This is a genomic window from Sphingomonas sp. AOB5 (assembly GCF_029433115.1).
In the GTDB taxonomy this organism is placed as follows: domain Bacteria; phylum Pseudomonadota; class Alphaproteobacteria; order Sphingomonadales; family Sphingomonadaceae; genus Sphingomonas.
Map to the genome: position 1 here is coordinate 39,088 of NZ_JARNTV010000006.1, position 16,593 is coordinate 55,680.

General features: G+C 64.8%; 17 protein-coding genes. 9 read left to right on the top strand and 8 right to left on the bottom strand.

What is annotated here, in order from left to right; all coding sequences use genetic code 11:
• Window positions 1-90 precede the first annotated feature (90 nt).
• The 3 genes from P1X14_RS04365 to smpB form a co-directional block, all read right to left on the bottom strand.
• On the bottom strand, window positions 91-2,166 hold the full coding sequence (locus P1X14_RS04365; RefSeq protein WP_277314097.1) for a M13 family metallopeptidase: 2,076 nt from the start codon (window positions 2,164-2,166) through the stop codon (window positions 91-93).
• Between the two features lie 78 nt (window positions 2,167-2,244).
• A complete protein-coding gene (locus P1X14_RS04370; protein ID WP_277314098.1) occupies window positions 2,245-2,790 on the bottom strand; it encodes a DUF2062 domain-containing protein in 546 nt (181 codons plus the stop codon).
• A 43-nt stretch (window positions 2,791-2,833) separates the two neighbouring features.
• Complete coding sequence (gene smpB / locus P1X14_RS04375) at window positions 2,834-3,316, bottom strand: SsrA-binding protein SmpB (protein ID WP_277314099.1); 483 nt, start codon at window positions 3,314-3,316, stop codon at window positions 2,834-2,836.
• Between the two features lie 135 nt (window positions 3,317-3,451).
• Between smpB and P1X14_RS04380 the strand changes: the two genes are divergently transcribed.
• A complete protein-coding gene (locus P1X14_RS04380) occupies window positions 3,452-3,937 on the top strand; it encodes a hypothetical protein (RefSeq protein WP_277314100.1) in 486 nt (161 codons plus the stop codon).
• Window positions 3,938-3,958: 21 nt separating this feature from the next.
• Here the strand turns inward: P1X14_RS04380 and dapA are convergent, their stop codons facing one another.
• Window positions 3,959-4,840: a 4-hydroxy-tetrahydrodipicolinate synthase gene (gene dapA / locus P1X14_RS04385; RefSeq protein ID WP_277314101.1), complete on the bottom strand. Its 882-nt coding sequence runs from the start codon at window positions 4,838-4,840 to the stop codon at window positions 3,959-3,961.
• A gap of 71 nt (window positions 4,841-4,911) precedes the next feature.
• On the opposite strand from dapA, the gene P1X14_RS04390 reads away from it, so the two are divergent.
• The 7 genes from P1X14_RS04390 to P1X14_RS04420 all read left to right on the top strand — a co-directional run bounded on the left by P1X14_RS04390 (window position 4,912) and on the right by P1X14_RS04420 (window position 12,378).
• Window positions 4,912-6,918 (top strand): lytic transglycosylase domain-containing protein, encoded by a 2,007-nt coding sequence (locus tag P1X14_RS04390; protein WP_277314179.1) that lies wholly within the window; start codon window positions 4,912-4,914, stop codon window positions 6,916-6,918.
• A 95-nt stretch (window positions 6,919-7,013) separates the two neighbouring features.
• The gene (gene greB / locus P1X14_RS04395; RefSeq protein ID WP_277314102.1) at window positions 7,014-7,490 is read left to right on the top strand and encodes a transcription elongation factor GreB; all 477 of its coding nucleotides are present in this window, start codon (window positions 7,014-7,016) and stop codon (window positions 7,488-7,490) included.
• Window positions 7,491-7,612: 122 nt separating this feature from the next.
• A complete protein-coding gene (locus P1X14_RS04400; RefSeq protein ID WP_277314103.1) occupies window positions 7,613-7,894 on the top strand; it encodes an acylphosphatase in 282 nt (93 codons plus the stop codon).
• 245 nt (window positions 7,895-8,139) lie between these two features.
• A complete protein-coding gene (locus P1X14_RS04405) occupies window positions 8,140-8,520 on the top strand; it encodes a DoxX family protein (protein ID WP_277314104.1) in 381 nt (126 codons plus the stop codon).
• Between the two features lie 85 nt (window positions 8,521-8,605).
• The gene (locus P1X14_RS04410; RefSeq protein ID WP_277314105.1) at window positions 8,606-9,325 is read left to right on the top strand and encodes an NYN domain-containing protein; all 720 of its coding nucleotides are present in this window, start codon (window positions 8,606-8,608) and stop codon (window positions 9,323-9,325) included.
• A gap of 12 nt (window positions 9,326-9,337) precedes the next feature.
• Window positions 9,338-10,750 (top strand): sodium/proline symporter PutP, encoded by a 1,413-nt coding sequence (putP, locus tag P1X14_RS04415; protein ID WP_277314106.1) that lies wholly within the window; start codon window positions 9,338-9,340, stop codon window positions 10,748-10,750.
• Entirely contained in the window at window positions 10,750-12,378 is a 1,629-nt protein-coding gene (locus tag P1X14_RS04420; protein WP_277314107.1) for a M28 family peptidase, read from the top strand. The genes putP and P1X14_RS04420 overlap by 1 nt, the downstream gene beginning before the upstream one ends.
• Here the strand turns inward: P1X14_RS04420 and P1X14_RS04425 are convergent.
• Window positions 12,375-12,878: a hypothetical protein gene (locus tag P1X14_RS04425; protein WP_277314108.1), complete on the bottom strand. Its 504-nt coding sequence runs from the start codon at window positions 12,876-12,878 to the stop codon at window positions 12,375-12,377. The genes P1X14_RS04420 and P1X14_RS04425 overlap by 4 nt on opposite strands.
• A 146-nt stretch (window positions 12,879-13,024) precedes the next feature.
• Here P1X14_RS04425 and P1X14_RS04430 point away from each other — a divergent pair, with 146 nt between their 5' ends.
• Window positions 13,025-13,390, top strand: coding sequence for a hypothetical protein (locus P1X14_RS04430; protein ID WP_277314109.1), 366 nt, complete (start codon window positions 13,025-13,027; stop codon window positions 13,388-13,390).
• On the opposite strand, the gene P1X14_RS04435 is transcribed toward P1X14_RS04430, so the two are convergent.
• The 3 genes from P1X14_RS04435 to ettA are packed head-to-tail and all read right to left on the bottom strand — an operon-like array spanning window position 13,387 to window position 16,512.
• Window positions 13,387-14,379, bottom strand: coding sequence for a M28 family peptidase (locus tag P1X14_RS04435; RefSeq protein WP_277314110.1), 993 nt, complete (start codon window positions 14,377-14,379; stop codon window positions 13,387-13,389). The genes P1X14_RS04430 and P1X14_RS04435 overlap by 4 nt on opposite strands.
• Complete coding sequence (locus P1X14_RS04440; protein WP_277314111.1) at window positions 14,376-14,810, bottom strand: ribose-phosphate pyrophosphokinase; 435 nt, start codon at window positions 14,808-14,810, stop codon at window positions 14,376-14,378. Before P1X14_RS04440 ends, P1X14_RS04435 begins: the two co-directional genes overlap by 4 nt.
• A gap of 22 nt (window positions 14,811-14,832) precedes the next feature.
• Complete coding sequence (gene ettA, locus P1X14_RS04445) at window positions 14,833-16,512, bottom strand: energy-dependent translational throttle protein EttA (RefSeq protein WP_277314112.1); 1,680 nt, start codon at window positions 16,510-16,512, stop codon at window positions 14,833-14,835.
• Window positions 16,513-16,593 lie beyond the last annotated feature (81 nt).

Below are 16,593 nucleotides of genomic sequence, written 5' to 3' on the forward strand. Positions count from 1 at the left end.
AGCTGGCACAGTTTCGCTCCGCGTTCCAGACAAGCAAAAGGCCGCCCCTCACGGGGCGGCCCCTGCACTTTTCAGTTCAGTTCGTGAACTTCACCAGATCCGGACGCGCTGGTCGGGCTGGAGGAACAGCTTCTGGCCCGGCTGGGGGGCGAAGGCTGCGTACCAGGGATCGAGGTTACGCACGACCGCGGCGCGGAATTCCGACGGGCTGTGCGGATCGGTCAGCACGCGCTGGCGCATCGCCGGCTCGCGGAAGTTGCGGCGCCACACCTGGGCCCAGCCCAGATAGAAGCGCTGGTCGCCCGAATAGCCGTCGATCACCGGCGCCGGCTTGCCGTTCAGCGAATGGCGATAGGCGTCATAGGCGACGGTGAGGCCGGCGAGATCGCCGACATTCTCGCCCAGCGTCAGCGCGCCCTGAACGTGCAGGCCCGGCAGCGGCTCATACTGATTGTACTGCGCCACCAGCGCATCGGTGCGCGACTTGAACGCCGCGACATCGGCCGGGGTCCACCAGTCGGTGAGCGTGCCCGAAGCGTCGTACTTCGCGCCCTGATCGTCGAAATGGTGGCTCAGTTCGTGACCGATCACCGCGCCGATACCGCCATAGTTCACCGCCGGATCGGCGTTCGGATCGAAGAAGGGCGGCTGGAGGATGGCGGCGGGGAAGACGATCTCGACCATGCCGAAATTGGCATAGGCGTTCACTTCCATCGGGGTCATGCCCCATTCCCAGCGCTGCAGCGGCTTGCCGAGATGGCCGACATTTTCCTCATGCGCCCAGTTGTTGGCGCGGATCACGTTGCCCAGCGCATCGCCCGAAACGATGTTCAGGCTGGAATAGTCGCGCCAGCGATCCGGATAGCCGATCTTCGGGGTGAAGGCGGCCAGCTTGGCATGGGCCTTCACCTTGGTTTCGGGCGACATCCACTCGAGCGCGTCGATACGGCGGCCCATCGCGGCGATGATGTTCTTGATCATCTCGTCCATCACCGCCTTGGTCTCGGGCGGATAATATTTGGCGACGTAGATCTTCGAGACTTCGTCCTCGAGCGCACCCGAGGTCCAGTCGGTCGCGCGCTTCCAGCGGGCCTGCTGCTCGGGCGTGCCGGACAGGGTGGTGCCGTAGAACGCGAAATTCTCCTTGTCGAACGCCTCGGGCAGCACCGACGAGAAGCGATCGAGGCTGCGGACCAGCAGCTGATCCTTGAGCACCGCGATCGGGGTCGACTGGATCAGCTTGGCGATGCCGGTGGCCGCGCTGGGCTGCGAGACGAGGACGTAATCGACGTTCGCGCCGATGCCCGCGAAATAGCCCTTGAAGTCGAAGCCCGGGGCTTTCTTCGTCAGCTCGGCGACGGTCATCTTGTTGTAGGTCTTGGTCGCGTCGCGGCTGTCGACGCGGGTCCAGTGGACCTTGGCGATGTTGGTCTCGAAGGCGAGGATCGCCTTGGCGCGCGCCGCGGCGTTCGGCTCGCCGGCCAGCGTCAGAACATTGGTGAGGTGCTTCTCATAAGCCGCACGGTTCGCCACCTGCTTGGCATCCGGCGAGAGATAATAGTCGCGGTCCGGCATGCCCAGGCCGCCCTGGAACAGGTTCAGCGCATAGACTTCGGGGTTCTTGTCGTCCTGGCCGACATAGCTGCCGAACGGAATGCCCACGCCGTTGCGGTCCGCCTGCGCGACCAGCGCGGCATAGCCCGCCTTCGACTTCAGGCCCTTTACCTGATTGAGCCAGGGCTGGATCGCGGTGAGGCCCTTCGCCTCGATCGCGGCGGTATCCAGATAGGTCGAATAGGCGGTGCCGATCTTCGAATTGGGATCGCCCTTCACTTCCTCGAGAATGCCCTGGGTGCGCTTCTGCGACAGGTCGGCGAGGACGGTGAACATGCCGTAGTTCGAACGATCCGAGGGGATCGGCGTGTTCTTCGCCCAGCTGCCGTTGGCATAATTGTAGAAGCTGTCGCCGGGGGTGATGCCCTTGTCCATGCCGACTTCGTCGAAGCCGAACGAGCCGATCTGCGGCGCGGGCTTGGCAGGCTCGGGCGCCGGAGCAGGCGTCTCGACGACCGCGACCGGCGCGGGGGCCGGGGCTTCGTTGGTGGCGCAGGAAGCGAGCAGCGCCGAACCGGCGAGCATCGTGGTGGCGAGGAGGGCAAAACGCATCATCATTCCCCTGGAAAAAGGATGCGCCGTATTAGCTCGCTATCACGGCTCGTCAATCGAGCCGGTCAGCGGGTTAAACTATTCCAGAAATTGGGCATTCAACGCACGTTCGTTGCGTAAATCCTGCCGTTTCTTCCACTTTCGTGCGATCCACCAGCGCCAGCCGAAGATGCTGAGCATATAGCCGACCACCGCGCACAGAACCGAGATGATGGTCAGGCCGAGCAGCAGCGACGGTGCCGCGTCGGAGAAGAACCAGCTCGCCCACGCCGAAATCGGCGCGCCGGAATCGATCAGCGTCATCAGGCCCGCCAGATCGGCATGACGGCCGAGCAGCGAATTGCCCCACCAGATCGACAGATAGAGGATGAACGGCGTTGTCGCCGGATTGCTGAGGAAGGTCATCGCCGCCGCAATGGGCACGTTCGCGCGGAACGGCAGCGCCAGCAGCGCCGCGCCCGCGATCTGCAGGCCCGGGATCAGCAGGAAAATGCCGACGAGCAGGCCCAGCGCAACGCCGCGCGGGACCGAACGGCGGGTGAAGCGCCACAGCGACGAATGCAGCACGCGATGCGCGATCGGGCGGAGGATGCGGCTCTTCTCGAGCTCCTCGCGCGTGGGCATCTGGGATGCGAACCACGCCCATCCACGCCGGAACCGGGGTTCATCAGCCACGATCGCGCATGATCCGCTGCTGGTCCCGCTTCCAGTCCCGTTCCTTGATGGTCTCGCGCTTGTCATGCGTCTTCTTGCCCTTGGCGAGCGCGAGCTCGACCTTCGCGCGTCCCCGTCCATTGAAATAGATGGACAGCGGAACCAGGGTCATCCCCTCCCGCGCCACTGCGCCATGGAGCTTGTTTATCTCGCGCTCATGAAGGAGCAATTTACGAGGACGCTTGGCTTCGTGATTATAGCGGTTGCCGTGCGAGAATTCGGGAATGTTGGCGTTGATCAGCCACACGCCGGTATCGCCGACCTCGGCATAGCTCTCCGCGATCGATCCCTCGCCGAAGCGCAGCGACTTCACTTCGGTGCCGGTCAGCGCGATGCCCGCCTCGTAAACGGTCTCGATGAAATAATCGAACCGTGCGCGCCGGTTCTCGGCGACGGTCTTAACTTTCTCGAATTTCGTGGGAAGCGGACGGGACATGATCCGGGCGATGTAGGGACGCGGGGGGGAAAGGGAAAGCCTGATCGTCCCGTTCAGCCACCGCCCCATGCTTGACCGGCAAGGTGTGTCATACAATCATCAATATGAGGGTATCGAGACAGGGGGGATAAACCGATGTTGCGAGTTCTGGGGCTGTTGCTGATTCCGATCCTGTTCGTACTGCCGAACACGGCATCGGCTCAGGTCAACACGAAGTACGCCAACCATTGGATCGTCCAGCCTGCCGGCAACTGCAAGGTCGTGATCAACGCGGGTGCGGTCTATGGGTTGGTGAACAGCCACGTCACCAAAATCAGCTGGTCCGGCGCATGCGGGAAGGACGGACTGGCAGAGGGAGAAGGTGAACTCGGCATCTATTTCACGCAGGACGGCGAGGAACTCTACGCCGATCATATCGGGCGCTTCTCGAACGGACTGATGCAGGGCCCGTGGAAATTCGCGACCTGGGTGCGGAACGGAGACAAGCTTTCCGGCTCCGGCATCTACAATTATCTGGCATTCCAGGATGGCTGCATGGTCAAGTTCGAGCGGACGGAAGTGCGCTCCCCCTGCCGGATGATCACCGGGCGCGCGACCGCCGCCAACGCCCGGGTGAAATAACGGCCGGGCGTTCGCCGCCTGCTAGATCAATCCCGCATGCGCCAGCGCCGCGTCCACCGCGGTGCGGCTTGCTTCGCCCGCGGGGGTCATCGGCAGGCGCAGTTCCTGCGGGAAACCCGGGCGGACCTTGCCCAGCGCGTACTTCACCGGACCCGGCGAGGCATCGGTGAACATGGCGAGGTGAAGCGGGAACAGCTTGTCCTGATATTCCAGCGCCTTGGGATAATCGCCAGCCGCGATCGCCGCCTGAAACTCCGCGCACAGCTTCGGCGCTACATTGGCGGTGACCGAGATGCACCCCACCCCGCCCATCGCGTTGAACGCCAGCGCGGTCTCGTCATTGCCCGAAAGCTGGATGAAGTCGGCGCCGCAGCCCGCGCGCTGTTCGCTGACGCGAGTGAGGTTGCCGGTGGCGTCCTTCACTGCCGGGAACTTGCCGGGGAACGCCTTGACCAGCCGCGCCATGGTGGCGGGCTGGATATCCGTCACGGTGCGGCCGGGCACGTTGTAGAGCATGATCGGCAGGTCGCACTGCGCCTGAACCGCCTCGAAATGGCGGAAGATGCCTTCCTGGCTTGGGCGGTTGTAATAGGGCGGGACCATCAGGACCGCATCGGCGCCGGCTTCCTTCGCCGCCTTGCAGTTGGCGATGGCGACGGCGGTGTCGTTCGATCCCGCGCCCGCGATCACCGGCACCCTGCCCTTCGCCTGATCGACGCAGACGCGGACGACCTCGAAATGCTCGTCCTTCGGCATGGTGGCGCTTTCGCCGGTGGTGCCGCAGGGCACGAGGCCCGCCGAACCTTCGCTAATCTGCCATTCAACCAGATCGCGATAGGATGCTTCATCGAAACTGCCGTTACGGAACGGCGTGACGAGCGCAGGAATAGAACCCGAGAACATGGTCCCGAAAATGTCCTTAATTCTTGAAATCAGGGGTGGCCAATAGGCTCCGATTCCGTATCATGTCCAGCATGCTTGCTCCCGTGATCAAGAGCGCAGCGTTATTCGTGGGCGTCTCCACCCTCGCCGTCTCCTCGCAGATGACGCAGGGGCAGATCGAATGGTATCGCACTGCCATCGAGAGCGGGATCCCGAACGCCGCGCCATCCTATATCCAGAGCGACCAGCTCGCCCCCGCGCTCGACGAGTGGCGCCGCCTGCAGCAGTCGGACAACTGGCCGTTCTCCGACTATGCCAATTTCCTGATCGCCCATCCCGGCTGGCCCGGCGAGACGAGCCGCCGCGCCGCCGCCGAGACGGTGCTGGCCGATGGCGCCAATTCGCCCGGGCTGACGATCCGCTACTTCGATCGCTTCCCGCCGCTGACTTCCGCCGGGCGGCTGCGCTTTGCGGAGGCGCTGCTGGCGTCGGGACGGCGCGGCGAGGCCGAGGATCAGGCGCGGCAGGCATGGCGCAAAGGATCGATGCGGCCGGTGGACGAAACCGCGCTGCTGGCGCGCTTCCCCGGCGTGCTGACGGCCGACGATCATGACGTCCGCGCCGACCTGCTGATCTGGAACGGTTCCACCACGGCTGCGTCGCGGCTGCTGGGCATGGTGCCGCAGGGCAAGCGCGCGCTGTACGATGCTCGGATCGCGTTCCGCCTGAACGCGCCGGACGCTGCCGAGAAGGCGGCTTTGGTCGATCCTGCGGGCCGCAGCGATGCAGGCTATATCGCCGACCGGGCAAGCTGGCTGCGCGCCAACAATCAGGGCATGGCCGCCCGCTCCTATCTCGGCCAGCCGCGGCGGCTTTCGGCGCGCCCGGCAAATGTCGAGAAATGGTACGAAGTTTTGCTCACCGCCGCGCGCGGGGCGCAGGCCGATGGTCAGTACGACCTGGCCTATCGCATCGCGAGCCAGGTGGACGACGCCTATCCGGCAGGCACCGACGTGAGCGACCGGCCCTATGGCGAGCGCGACGACTATACCAGCCTGACCTGGCTGGCCGGCACCGTGGCCTTCTACAATCTGAACCGGCCTGCCGATGCGGTGGGCATGTTCGATCGCTATGGCCATGGATCGAAGACGCCGCAGACCAATTCCAAGGGACTGTACTGGGCCGGGCGCGCCGCCGAGGCGGCCGGGCAGACCGCGGTCGCCAACGGTTTCTACCAGAAGGCAGGCGGCTTCCCCGATCTCTATTACGGCCAGCTCTCGCTCGAGCGGACCGGCCAGCCGCTCAAGGCGCCGCCCAGCTTTGTCGGGCGGGTGAGCGATCCAGCGGTGCGCGACGCTTTCTACAAGCGCGAGACGGTGCGTGCGGCGCAGCTGCTCGGCACGCTCAACCGCTATGACGAGCAGGGCATGTTCATCCGCCAGATCGCGGCGGACGCGACCAGCGATACCGATCATCTGCTCGCCGCCGAACTGAGCCGCTCCATCGGCCGGCCCGATCTGGGCGTGATGGTGGGCCGCAGCGCGCTGCAGAACGGCTTCTCGGACTATACCGCGGCGGGATATCCTTCGGTGCGGGTCCCCGATGCACATCAGGATTACTGGACGATCATCCACGCCATCGCGCGGCAGGAAAGCCAGTTCGACCGCGCCGCGATCAGCCATGCCGGCGCACGCGGTCTGATGCAGCTGATGCCGGGCACCGCGCGCGAGACCGCGGGCAAGATCGGGCTGGGATATAATCGCGACGCGCTGACGGTGGATACCGATTACAACATCCAGCTCGGATCGACCTATTTCAAGCAGATGTACCGGCAATATGGCAGCTATCCGCTGGCGGTGGCGGCGTACAATGCCGGGCCGGGCAATGTGAACAAGTGGATCCGCGCCAATGGCGACCCGCGCCTGCCGGGTGCCGACATGGTCCGCTGGGTCGAGCTGATCCCGATCTTCGAGACTAAGAATTATGTCCAGCGCGTGCTGGAGAATGCGGTGGTCTACGACCTTATGAATCCGCAGCGCGCGCGCAGTCAGGGGCCGAACAATCTTAGCTGGTATCTGGGGAAGAACCAGCCGGGTTGATCCCGTTCCGTCATGCCAGCGAAGGCTGGCATCTCGTGAGGCAGGTGCGCTACGGCTGGAGGCCCCAGCCTTCGCTGGGGCGACGATCGAGGCTTATGGACCGCCCCAACTACATCACTCCTGCCGGATATTCCGCGCTGAAAGCCGAGTATGACGCGCTCTTCTCGGGCGAGCGGCCGAAGCTGGTCGAGACGATCAGCTGGGCCGCGGGCAATGGCGATCGCTCCGAGAATGGCGACTATATCTATGGCCGCAAACGCCTGCGTGAGATCGACCGGCGGCTGGGCTGGCTCTCGAAGCGGATGAAGGCGGCAAAGGTGGTGGATCCCAGCCGGCAGGAGGACCGCAGCCGCGTGTTCTTCGGCGCGACGGTCACCATTGCCGATGAGGACGACAATCACCGCACGCTCACGCTTGTCGGTGATGACGAGGCCGAGGCGGGCGCGGGACGGGTCGGGTGGAATTCGCCGCTGGCGCGGGCCCTGCGCGGGGCCGCGGTGGGCGATCTGCGCCGCGTGATGCTGCCTGCGGGCGAGCGTGAATATGAGGTGATGACCGTCACTTATCCTTGAAAAGCGCCGGAAAATGGCGGGTTTGCGGTAAGTCGCGGCCCTGCCTGGCTGTCTTATTCGCCCGTCCTGCTAGCGTGATCCGGCCGGGGCGTATTCCGGCGGGAGCGTATAGCGAGGGGAAGATGGCGACACAGCGTATCATCGTGTCGGGTCGTGTGCAGGGCGTAACCTATCGGGACTGGACGATCCGCACCGCGAAGAAGCTCGGCCTGGTCGGCTGGGTGCGTAATCTGAGCGACGGCAGGGTCGAAATACTGGCGGATGGAGAAGATGAGGCGATCGGCCAACTGGTCGATGCATGCCGCGAAGGCCCGCCGCTGGCGCGGGTCGATCACGTCTCCGCGGTGCCGGACACCGACAAGCCGGGCAAGGGGTTCACCAAGCGGTTCACGGCGAGCATTTGATGAGACCCCCTCTCCCGCTTTCGCGGGAGAGGCAGCGAGACTTGGCAGCTTGCTGCCTAGTCGCAGCGGTGAGGGTCTTCTTCTTCGGCCTGGGCAAGGCAGAAGAAGAAGACCCTCACCCAACCCTCTCCCATGAAGATGGGAGAGGGCTCATATGAAGGGAAACGCTGGGTTTCCCTTGGTATTATTGACCGATACCGCCGTCCGTGTGACGTTTCGCCATCGTCACAATGGAAGGATTTCCCATGCCCATTCCCGCAAGCTGGTCCGGCTGGCTGCTCAGCGTGCTGCGCATCATGTCCGGCCTCGCCTTCATGCAGCACGGCACCTCGAAGCTGCTCGGTTTTCCGCCCTTCCCCATGCCGCTCAACCCGCTGCTGACCGGCGCGGGGGTGATCGAGCTGGTCGGCGGCGCGCTGATCGTGATCGGCCTGTTCACCCGCCCGGTGGCCTTCATCGCATCGGGCATGAGCGCGGTCGGATATTTCATGGCGCATGCGCCCAAGGACTTCCTGCCGATCAACAATGGCGGCGAGACGATCCTGCTCTACTGCTTCATCTTCCTGTATCTCGCGGCGGCGGGCGGCGGGACGCTGAGCGTCGACGCAAAGCTCGGAAAAGCCTGATTGAACTTGCCCCGGGCGCTCGCATCGCAGTAGCGGTGTCGGGCGCCCGGCCGCTTTCCGGCCGGACGCCGAGGAGAGCGTTTCGATGGCAGCAGCCCCACCGGCTTCGGGCAATATTGCGCTGCTGATCGACGCGGACAATGCCTCGCCCGCATCGCTCGATCCGGTACTCACCGTTCTCGCCGAGCTGGGTACGGTCAATATCCGCCGCGTCTATGGCAACTGGAAGAAGCCTGCGCTCAAGACCTGGGCGGACAAGACGTTGAGCCATGGCATCGAGCCGTATCAGCAGTTCGACCTGACCAAGGGCAAGAACGCCACCGACATGAAGATGACCATCGACGCGATGGACCTGCTGTTCGGCGGGCGCGTCACCGGTTTCGGCATCATGTCGTCCGATTCAGATTTCACGCCGCTGGCGATGCGCATCCGGCAGGAGGGCATCCCAGTCTATGGCTTCGGCACGATGAAGACGCCGGAGGGCTTTCGCGAAGCCTGTACCCGCTTCATCGATGTCGCAGCACTCACCAAGTCGCACGAGGCGGAAATGCCCGCCGCACCAGCCAAGGCCGAGAGTGGCGTGGACCCCGCGCTGCTGACCCTGCTGATCGACGCCTATAACGCCGCCAAGCGAGACGAACGCGGCTTCGCGGCGCTGTCCGAGATCGGATCGCTCGCGGGCAACCGCTCGAGCTTCGACGTGCGCAATTATGGCTTCAAGCGGCTTTCGGACCTGATGAAGAAGGTGCCGAACTTCCAGTCCGAACTGCGCGACGGGCGGATGTTCGTAAAGCGGATCAACTAGGGGGGAACGCACATGGAAACCGGCGTGATCATCAGCCTGGGCATCTATTTCGCGCTGATGCTGGGCATCGGCGTCTATGCCTGGCGCAAATCGACCAGCGATATCGACGGGTACATGCTGGGCGGCCGTTCGCTCGGCCCGGCGGTCACCGCGCTGGCGGCGGGTGCTTCCGACATGTCGGGCTGGCTGATGATGGGCCTGCCCGGCGCGTTGTACGCGACCGGTTTCTCGGCCGGGTGGATCGCGGTGGGCCTGATCGCCGGCGCTTGGCTCAACTGGATCATCGTCGCGCCACGGCTGCGGACCCGCACGGTCGAAGTGGGCGACGCCCTCACCATCCCCGATTATCTGGGCAAGCGCTGGGCCAATGGCGACAATCTGCGGCTCGTCTCGTCGACCGTCATCATCCTGTTCTTCACCATCTACACCGCCAGCGGCATGGTCGCGGGCGGCAAGCTGTTCGAAAGCGCGTTCGGCCAGGCCTATGCACCGGGGCTGTTCATCACCGCGGCGGTGGTGGTGCTCTACACCGTGTTCGGCGGCTTCCTCGCGGTGAGCCTCACCGATTTCGTGCAGGGCTGCATCATGTTCGTCGCGATGATCCTGGTGCCGGTGATCGCGCTGAGCGAGATCGGCGGAATCGGGCCGGCGGCGGACGCGATCCGCATGGCGGACCCGGCGCGGCTCGACTGGTTCGCGGGCGCCAGCGTGCTGAGCGTGGTTTCCGCACTCGCCTGGGGCCTTGGCTATTTCGGCCAGCCGCACATCATCGTCCGCTTCATGGCGATCCGCGACGTCAAGGAAATGCCGATCGCGCGGAACATCTGCATGGTGTGGATGACCGTCGCGCTGATCGGCGCGATCGGCGTGGGCATGAGCGGCTTCGCCTATGCCGCGATCAAGGGCATCCCGATCGCGGACAAGGAAACGGTGTTCATCATCCTTGCGAAGCTGCTGTTCCATCCGCTGATCACCGGCTTCCTCTATGCCGCGATCCTCGCCGCAATCATGTCGACCATCGCGGCACAGCTGCTGGTGACATCCGCGTCGCTGACCGAGGATTATTACCGCCGTTTCCTGCGCCGCGACGCGAGCCAGCGCGAGCTGGTGACCGCCGGGCGGCTTTCGGTGATGCTGGTCGCGGTGATCGCGCTGGTGCTGGCATGGGACCCGAACTCGTCGGTGCTGTCGCTGGTCGCCAATGCCTGGGCCGGGTTCGGCGCGGCGTTCGGGCCGGTCATCATCCTGAGCCTCACCTGGGAACGGATGACGCGGAACGGCGCGATGGCCGGGATGATCGTCGGCGCCGCGGTGGTGATCGCGTGGATCCAGCTCGGCTGGAGCGAGCAATTGTACGAGATCGTGCCCGGCTTCGTCGCCGCATGGATCGCGATTGTCGGTGTGAGTTTGCTGGAGCGTAAGTAATGCGTTTGCCCGTCCTGTCCGTTGCCCTGTCCCTCCCCCTGCTGCTGCTGGCCGCGGCCAGCGCGCCGCAGCCCAAGACCGACCCGGCACGGCTGTCCGAGATGGTGAAGACCCTCGCCTCTCCCGAGTTCGAGGGGCGCGGGCCGGGCACGCCGGGCGAAACGAAGACGGTCGCGTATCTGACCGAGCGCTTCAAGGCGCTGGGGCTGGAGCCGGGCGGAGAGGACGGCACCTATGTCCAGCGCGTGCCGATGGTGCACACCAAGATCACCGGCGGCACCATGGCGTTCGGCGACATGGCGGCCGAACAGGGCAAGACGATCAGCGTCACTACGGTGGGCGCGAAGGAGAAGATCGCGGTGGACGCGCCGATGGTGTTCATCGGCTACGGCACCCATGCGCCCGAGGCCGGATGGGACGATTTCAAGGACGTCGATCTGAAGGGCAAGGTCGCCGTCTTCCTGGTCAACGATCCCGATTTCGAGGCCACGGCGGACGATGGCGCCAAGGGGAAGTTCGGCGACCGGCGGATGACCTATTATGGCCGCTGGACCTACAAGTTCGACGAGGCCGCACGGCGCGGCGCGGTGGCGGCGCTGATCGTCCATGATACCGGCGGCGCAGGCTATGGCTGGTCTACCGTCGTCGCCAATAATGGCGAGAATTACGACATTGTCCGCGCGGCAGGCGACCTGCGCATCCCGTTGCAGGGCTGGATCGAACATGACGTGGCCAATGCCGTGTTCGCCAAGGCCAACCTCAATCTCGACGCGCTGCGGATCGAGGCGCGGCAGGCGGATTTCGCACCGGTCGAGCTGAAGGGCGTGCGCTTCACCGCCGATCTGAAGGTGAATGTCGAGCGCATCCAGACCGCCAATGTGATCGCCAAGCTGACCGGCAGCAAATATCCGCAGGAGACGCTGATGTTCGGCGCGCACTGGGATGCCTATGGCAAGGCCGCCGACGGCACGGTGCGCCCGGGTGCGAACGACGATGCGCTGGGCACGGCCGGGGTGCTGGAACTGGCCCGGCTGTTCAAGGCGGGCAAGCGGCCCGAGCGGACGATGGTCTTCGCGCTATGGACGGGCGAGGAGCGCGGACTGCTCGGCTCCGAATATTATGGCAGCCATCCGCTCTACCCGCTGGAAAAGACCGTCGCGAACCTGACGCTGGATATCCTCAATACCGGCGGCTTCTCGAAGAATGTCGTGCTGGTCGGCAACGGCAATTCCACGCTGGACGATCTGCTGGCGGACGCGGCCAAAGCGCAGGACCGGGTGGTGGCACCCGAGACCTTTTCGGAACGCGGCCTGTTCTTCCGCGCCGATCATTTCCCGGTCGCACGGCGCGGCGTGCCCGCGCTGCTGCTGATGCAGCTGGGCGGCGCGCCGGATCTGCGCGAGGGCGGACTGACCGCCGGGCAGGCTTGGCTCGATGGCTATATGAAATGCTATCATCAGGCCTGCGACGCCTGGGACGCGAGCTGGAACTTCGCCGCCGCGGCACAGGACGTCGACCTGTTCCTCGCGATGGGCGGCAGGCTGGCCAACAGTCGCGAATGGCCGCGCTGGCGTCCGGGATTCGAGTTCGAGAAGGTTCGAGAGGCTAGCGCCGCCGCGCGGCGTTAGCGCGTCGGATTACCGCCTACGCCGCCGATGCTGGCGATGCATTTGCGGAACTCGTTCTGCGCGGCGCGGCTGAAGCGGACTTCGAAATTGTCGTTCTGGCGCACGGTCACCACGACCGAAGGCGCAGTCAGCAGCGCTTCGACTTCCTGCGGCTGCATCTCGTCCAGCAGCGCCGAAACGCCGGGATCGGTATCCAGCCCCCCGCCGGTCTCGCGGCGATCGACATTGCCGAACCGCACGCGCAGGGGATATTCCTGGTTCGGCGCAGCGAAGGTCCAGCCCGGCCGCTCGACCCAGATATACATCATGCGATCCGCGCTGGTGGCCTGGAAGGTCAGGTCGTCACCCTCGGGCAGGGTATAGGCGATCCAGCAGTCGTTCGGCTCCATCTGGTAGACGTTCCAGGGACCGTCCTTCCATTCGGTATAGCCTTGCGCCGCCGCGGGGGCGGCCGCGAACAGGGGCACCGCCAGCGCAAAGATCGTCGCCAATTTCCGCATCATTCTCTCCGGGTTCGTTGCCCGTTCCTATCATGGGAGGAAGGCTCCGTCTCCGGCGATATGGGGTCCAGCCGCAGCTGCACGTTCAGGCAGGCTCGACAAGCCACGGAAATGCCACCACCTTTCCGGAAACGAGGAGAGATTCGATGCCGTTGATGCTCAGCCTGCTTGCCGTCACCGCGAGTTGCGTACCCGTCGCCCAGCCGGCGAAGACCGATGTAGCGACCACCCGCTCGTTCTTCGCGGCGATCAATGCCAATGATCAGGCCGTGCTGGGCACGATGGTGAAGGCCGGCTCACGCTATCTCAGCCCGTCGCAGCAGATCGATTTCGACCTGGTCGAGACGCTGGGCATGATCGGCGAACGGGGTGCGCAGCTGAAGCTGATCGACGCCACCCCGGCATCGGAAAAGGACAGCGTGACGATCCGCACCCAGATCGCCGGTCAGCCCGAACAGGTCGGCACGGTGAAGCTCGAAGGCGGCTGCGTAACGGGGCTGGTCCAGCCCTAATCCGCAGCGCGCCAGCGCCGGATCACCTGCTCCAGCCCGGTCACCACGCGGGCGAGCCGGTCATAGTCGATCTTGTCGGGCGTATCGGTGCGGCGGTGATAGTGCGGATAGCGGAATGGCGCGGTGTCCGTGATCATCAGCGCCGGAATGCCGTTCTGCTCGAACGCCCAGTGATCCGACCAGTCGATGCCCTGTACGAAGGCCGGTGCCGTGCCGCCGACGCTGGGAAAGGGTGCGACCGCGCGAAAGGCGCCGACGGTGCGCCGCACGAGATTGCGCGAACCGGTCGTGCCGACAAAGGCGACGAAATTGCCGGTGTCCGGGTAAAGCAGGCTCAGCGGGAACGGGTAACGCTGGCTGCCGGGCCGGTCGCTGTAATAGCCGAGCGTTTCGAGCGAGAACATGCCGTCCACCCGCTCGCCCGATGCCTTCAGCCGGTTGGCATGGACCAGACTGCCCATCCGGTCGGTCTGGAAGAAGGGCGGTTCTTCGTTGACGAACAGCACCAGCCGGATGCGGACCGCGGCCTTGCCGCGCAGATCGGCGAGGGTGCGGGCCAGTTCCAGCACGGCGGCGGTGCCGGTCGCATTGTCATTGGCGCCGGGCGCGGTGAACGCGCTGTCGTAATGCGCGCCGACCACGAGCGTGGGTGCCTTGGGATCGGCCGGATCGATCACGACTTCGAGGTTGCGGGCGCGGCCGCCGTCGAATGGCTGACGGATCACAGCATAGCCCATCCCCGCCAGCGTCGCTTCGAGATAGGTCGCCGCGCGTTCGAGCGCTTCGGGATGGCCGAGATTATGCGGTTCGCGGGCGATCGCCTCGACATGGGTCCTGAGCCGCGTAGAGAGCTGGACCTGCGCGGGCGTCAGCGCCGGAAGCGGCCCTTCATGCGAACGGCCGGGCACCGCCGTCATCCACAACAGCGCCAGAACGGGCGTGGCGAAAATCAGCGCGACCAGCGCCAGTATCGCCAGCCGGGTCTTCATCCCGCCCAATGCTCGAACACAACGGCCTGCAACCGCGCTACCAGCGCAGCCGCCTCCGGCCCGGTCCATTCGCCCTCATACCCATGGGCTTCGCGCGCGCCGGTCCACCAGCCCTGCCCCGGCAACCGGTCGCTTTCGCGGACCACCAGCACCGCAAGGCCGGGTTCGCCCGCGGCGGCGCCCGCCTCGTCGATCTTGTCGAGAGTCTTGCAAAAGGCGCGCATCTTGGGCCGGGTGAAGCGCAGACCCAGCCCGCCCAGCGCTTCGGAATAGCTGAGTACGCGGCGTTCGCGCGCGGCCTCGATCAGCATGGCGCGAACACGGGGAACGTCGGCGATGGCGGACGCGCCGTTGTCGTCGGACGGAACCAGTCCCTCGGCGACCAGCCACTGGTCGAGCGTTTCGCCGAAGCCGGGCGACTTGCGAGGCATTACGCAAGCGCCCGGTTCGTCATCACCGCGTCAGCTTCTTGTACGAAAGCGCAGTAGGCCGATCCGCAGCGTCACCCAGACGGCGCCGCTTGTCCTCTTCATACGCCTCGAAGTTCCCCTCGAACCATTCCACGTGCGAATTGCCTTCGAACGCCAGGATGTGCGTCGCCAGGCGATCGAGGAAGAAGCGGTCGTGGCTGATCACCACGGCGCAGCCTGCGAAATTCTCGATGGCTTCTTCGAGTGCGCCCAGCGTTTCCACGTCGAGATCGTTGGTCGGTTCGTCGAGCAGCAGCACGTTGCCGCCGCGCTTCAGCATCTTGGCGATGTTCACGCGGTTGCGTTCGCCGCCCGAGAGCTTGCCGACATTCTTCTGCTGGTCGGCGCCCTTGAAGTTGAACGCGCCGACATAGGCGCGGGTCGAGGCGTCGTGGCCGTTGACCTTCATGTAATCGAGACCGTCCGAGATTTCCTCCCAGACATTCTTCGACGGATCGAGATGATCGCGGCTCTGGTCGACATAGCCCAGACGCACGGTCGAGCCCATTTCGATGGTGCCCGAATCCGGGGTTTCCTGACCGGTGATCATCTTGAACAGAGTCGATTTGCCGGCGCCGTTCGGGCCGATCACGCCGACGATGCCGCCCGCGGGCAGCGTGAACGAGAGATTCTCGAACAGCAGCTTGTCGCCATAGGCCTTGGAGATGTTCTCGACCTCGATCACCTTGCCGCCCAGACGCTCGGGTACCTGGATGACGATCTGGGCCTTGCCCGGCGCACGGTTCTTCTGCTGCTCGACCAGCTGGTCGAACTTGGCGATACGCGCCTTGGACTTGGTCTGGCGGCCCTTCGGCCCCTGCCGGATCCATTCCAGCTCGTCCTTGATCGCCTTGGCGCGGCCGGATTCCTCGCGGTCCTCCTGCTCAAGGCGCTTGGCCTTCTTCTCCAGATAGGTCGAGTAATTGCCCTCGTACGGGAAATATTTGCCGCGATCGATCTCGAGGATCCAGCCGACCACGTTATCGAGGAAGTAGCGATCGTGGGTGATCATCAGCACCGCGCCGGCATATTCCTTCAGATGGTTTTCCAGCCACTCGACGCTTTCGGCATCGAGATGGTTGGTCGGTTCGTCGAGCAGCAGGATCGACGGCTTCTGGATCAGCAGCCGGGTGAGCGCGATGCGGCGCTTTTCACCGCCCGAAAGATTCTCCACGGGCCAGTCGCCCGGCGGGCAGCGCAGAGCCTCCATCGCCACTTCGAGCTGGTTGTCGAGCGTCCAGCCATCGACCGCGTCGATCTTTTCCTGGAGCGTGCCCATCTCTTCCATCAGGGCGTCGAAATCGGTGTCGTCCTTCGGATCGCCCATTTCGGCCGAGATCGCGTTGAAGCGATCGACCAGATCGGCGGTCTCGCGCGCGCCTTCCTTGACGTTTTCCAGCACGGTCTTGGTCGGATCGAGCTGGGGTTCCTGCTCCAGGTAGCCGACGGTGATATACTCGCCGGGCCATGCCTCGCCGGTGAAATCCTTGTCCACGCCGGCCATGATCTTCATCAGGGTCGACTTGCCGGCGCCGTTCGGCCCGACGATGCCGATCTTGGCACCCTGATAGAACTGGATGTTGATGTTGCTCAGCACCGGCTTGGGGGCGCCGGGGAAGGTCTTGGTCATGTCCTTCATGACGAAGGCGTATTGAGCGGCCACGGGAAGCTCCGTTCTACGAAAATGGTCTGCAGGAATTTGGCCGCGATGTAGCGACGGGGCGGCGCGTTGGCAACGCGCGCG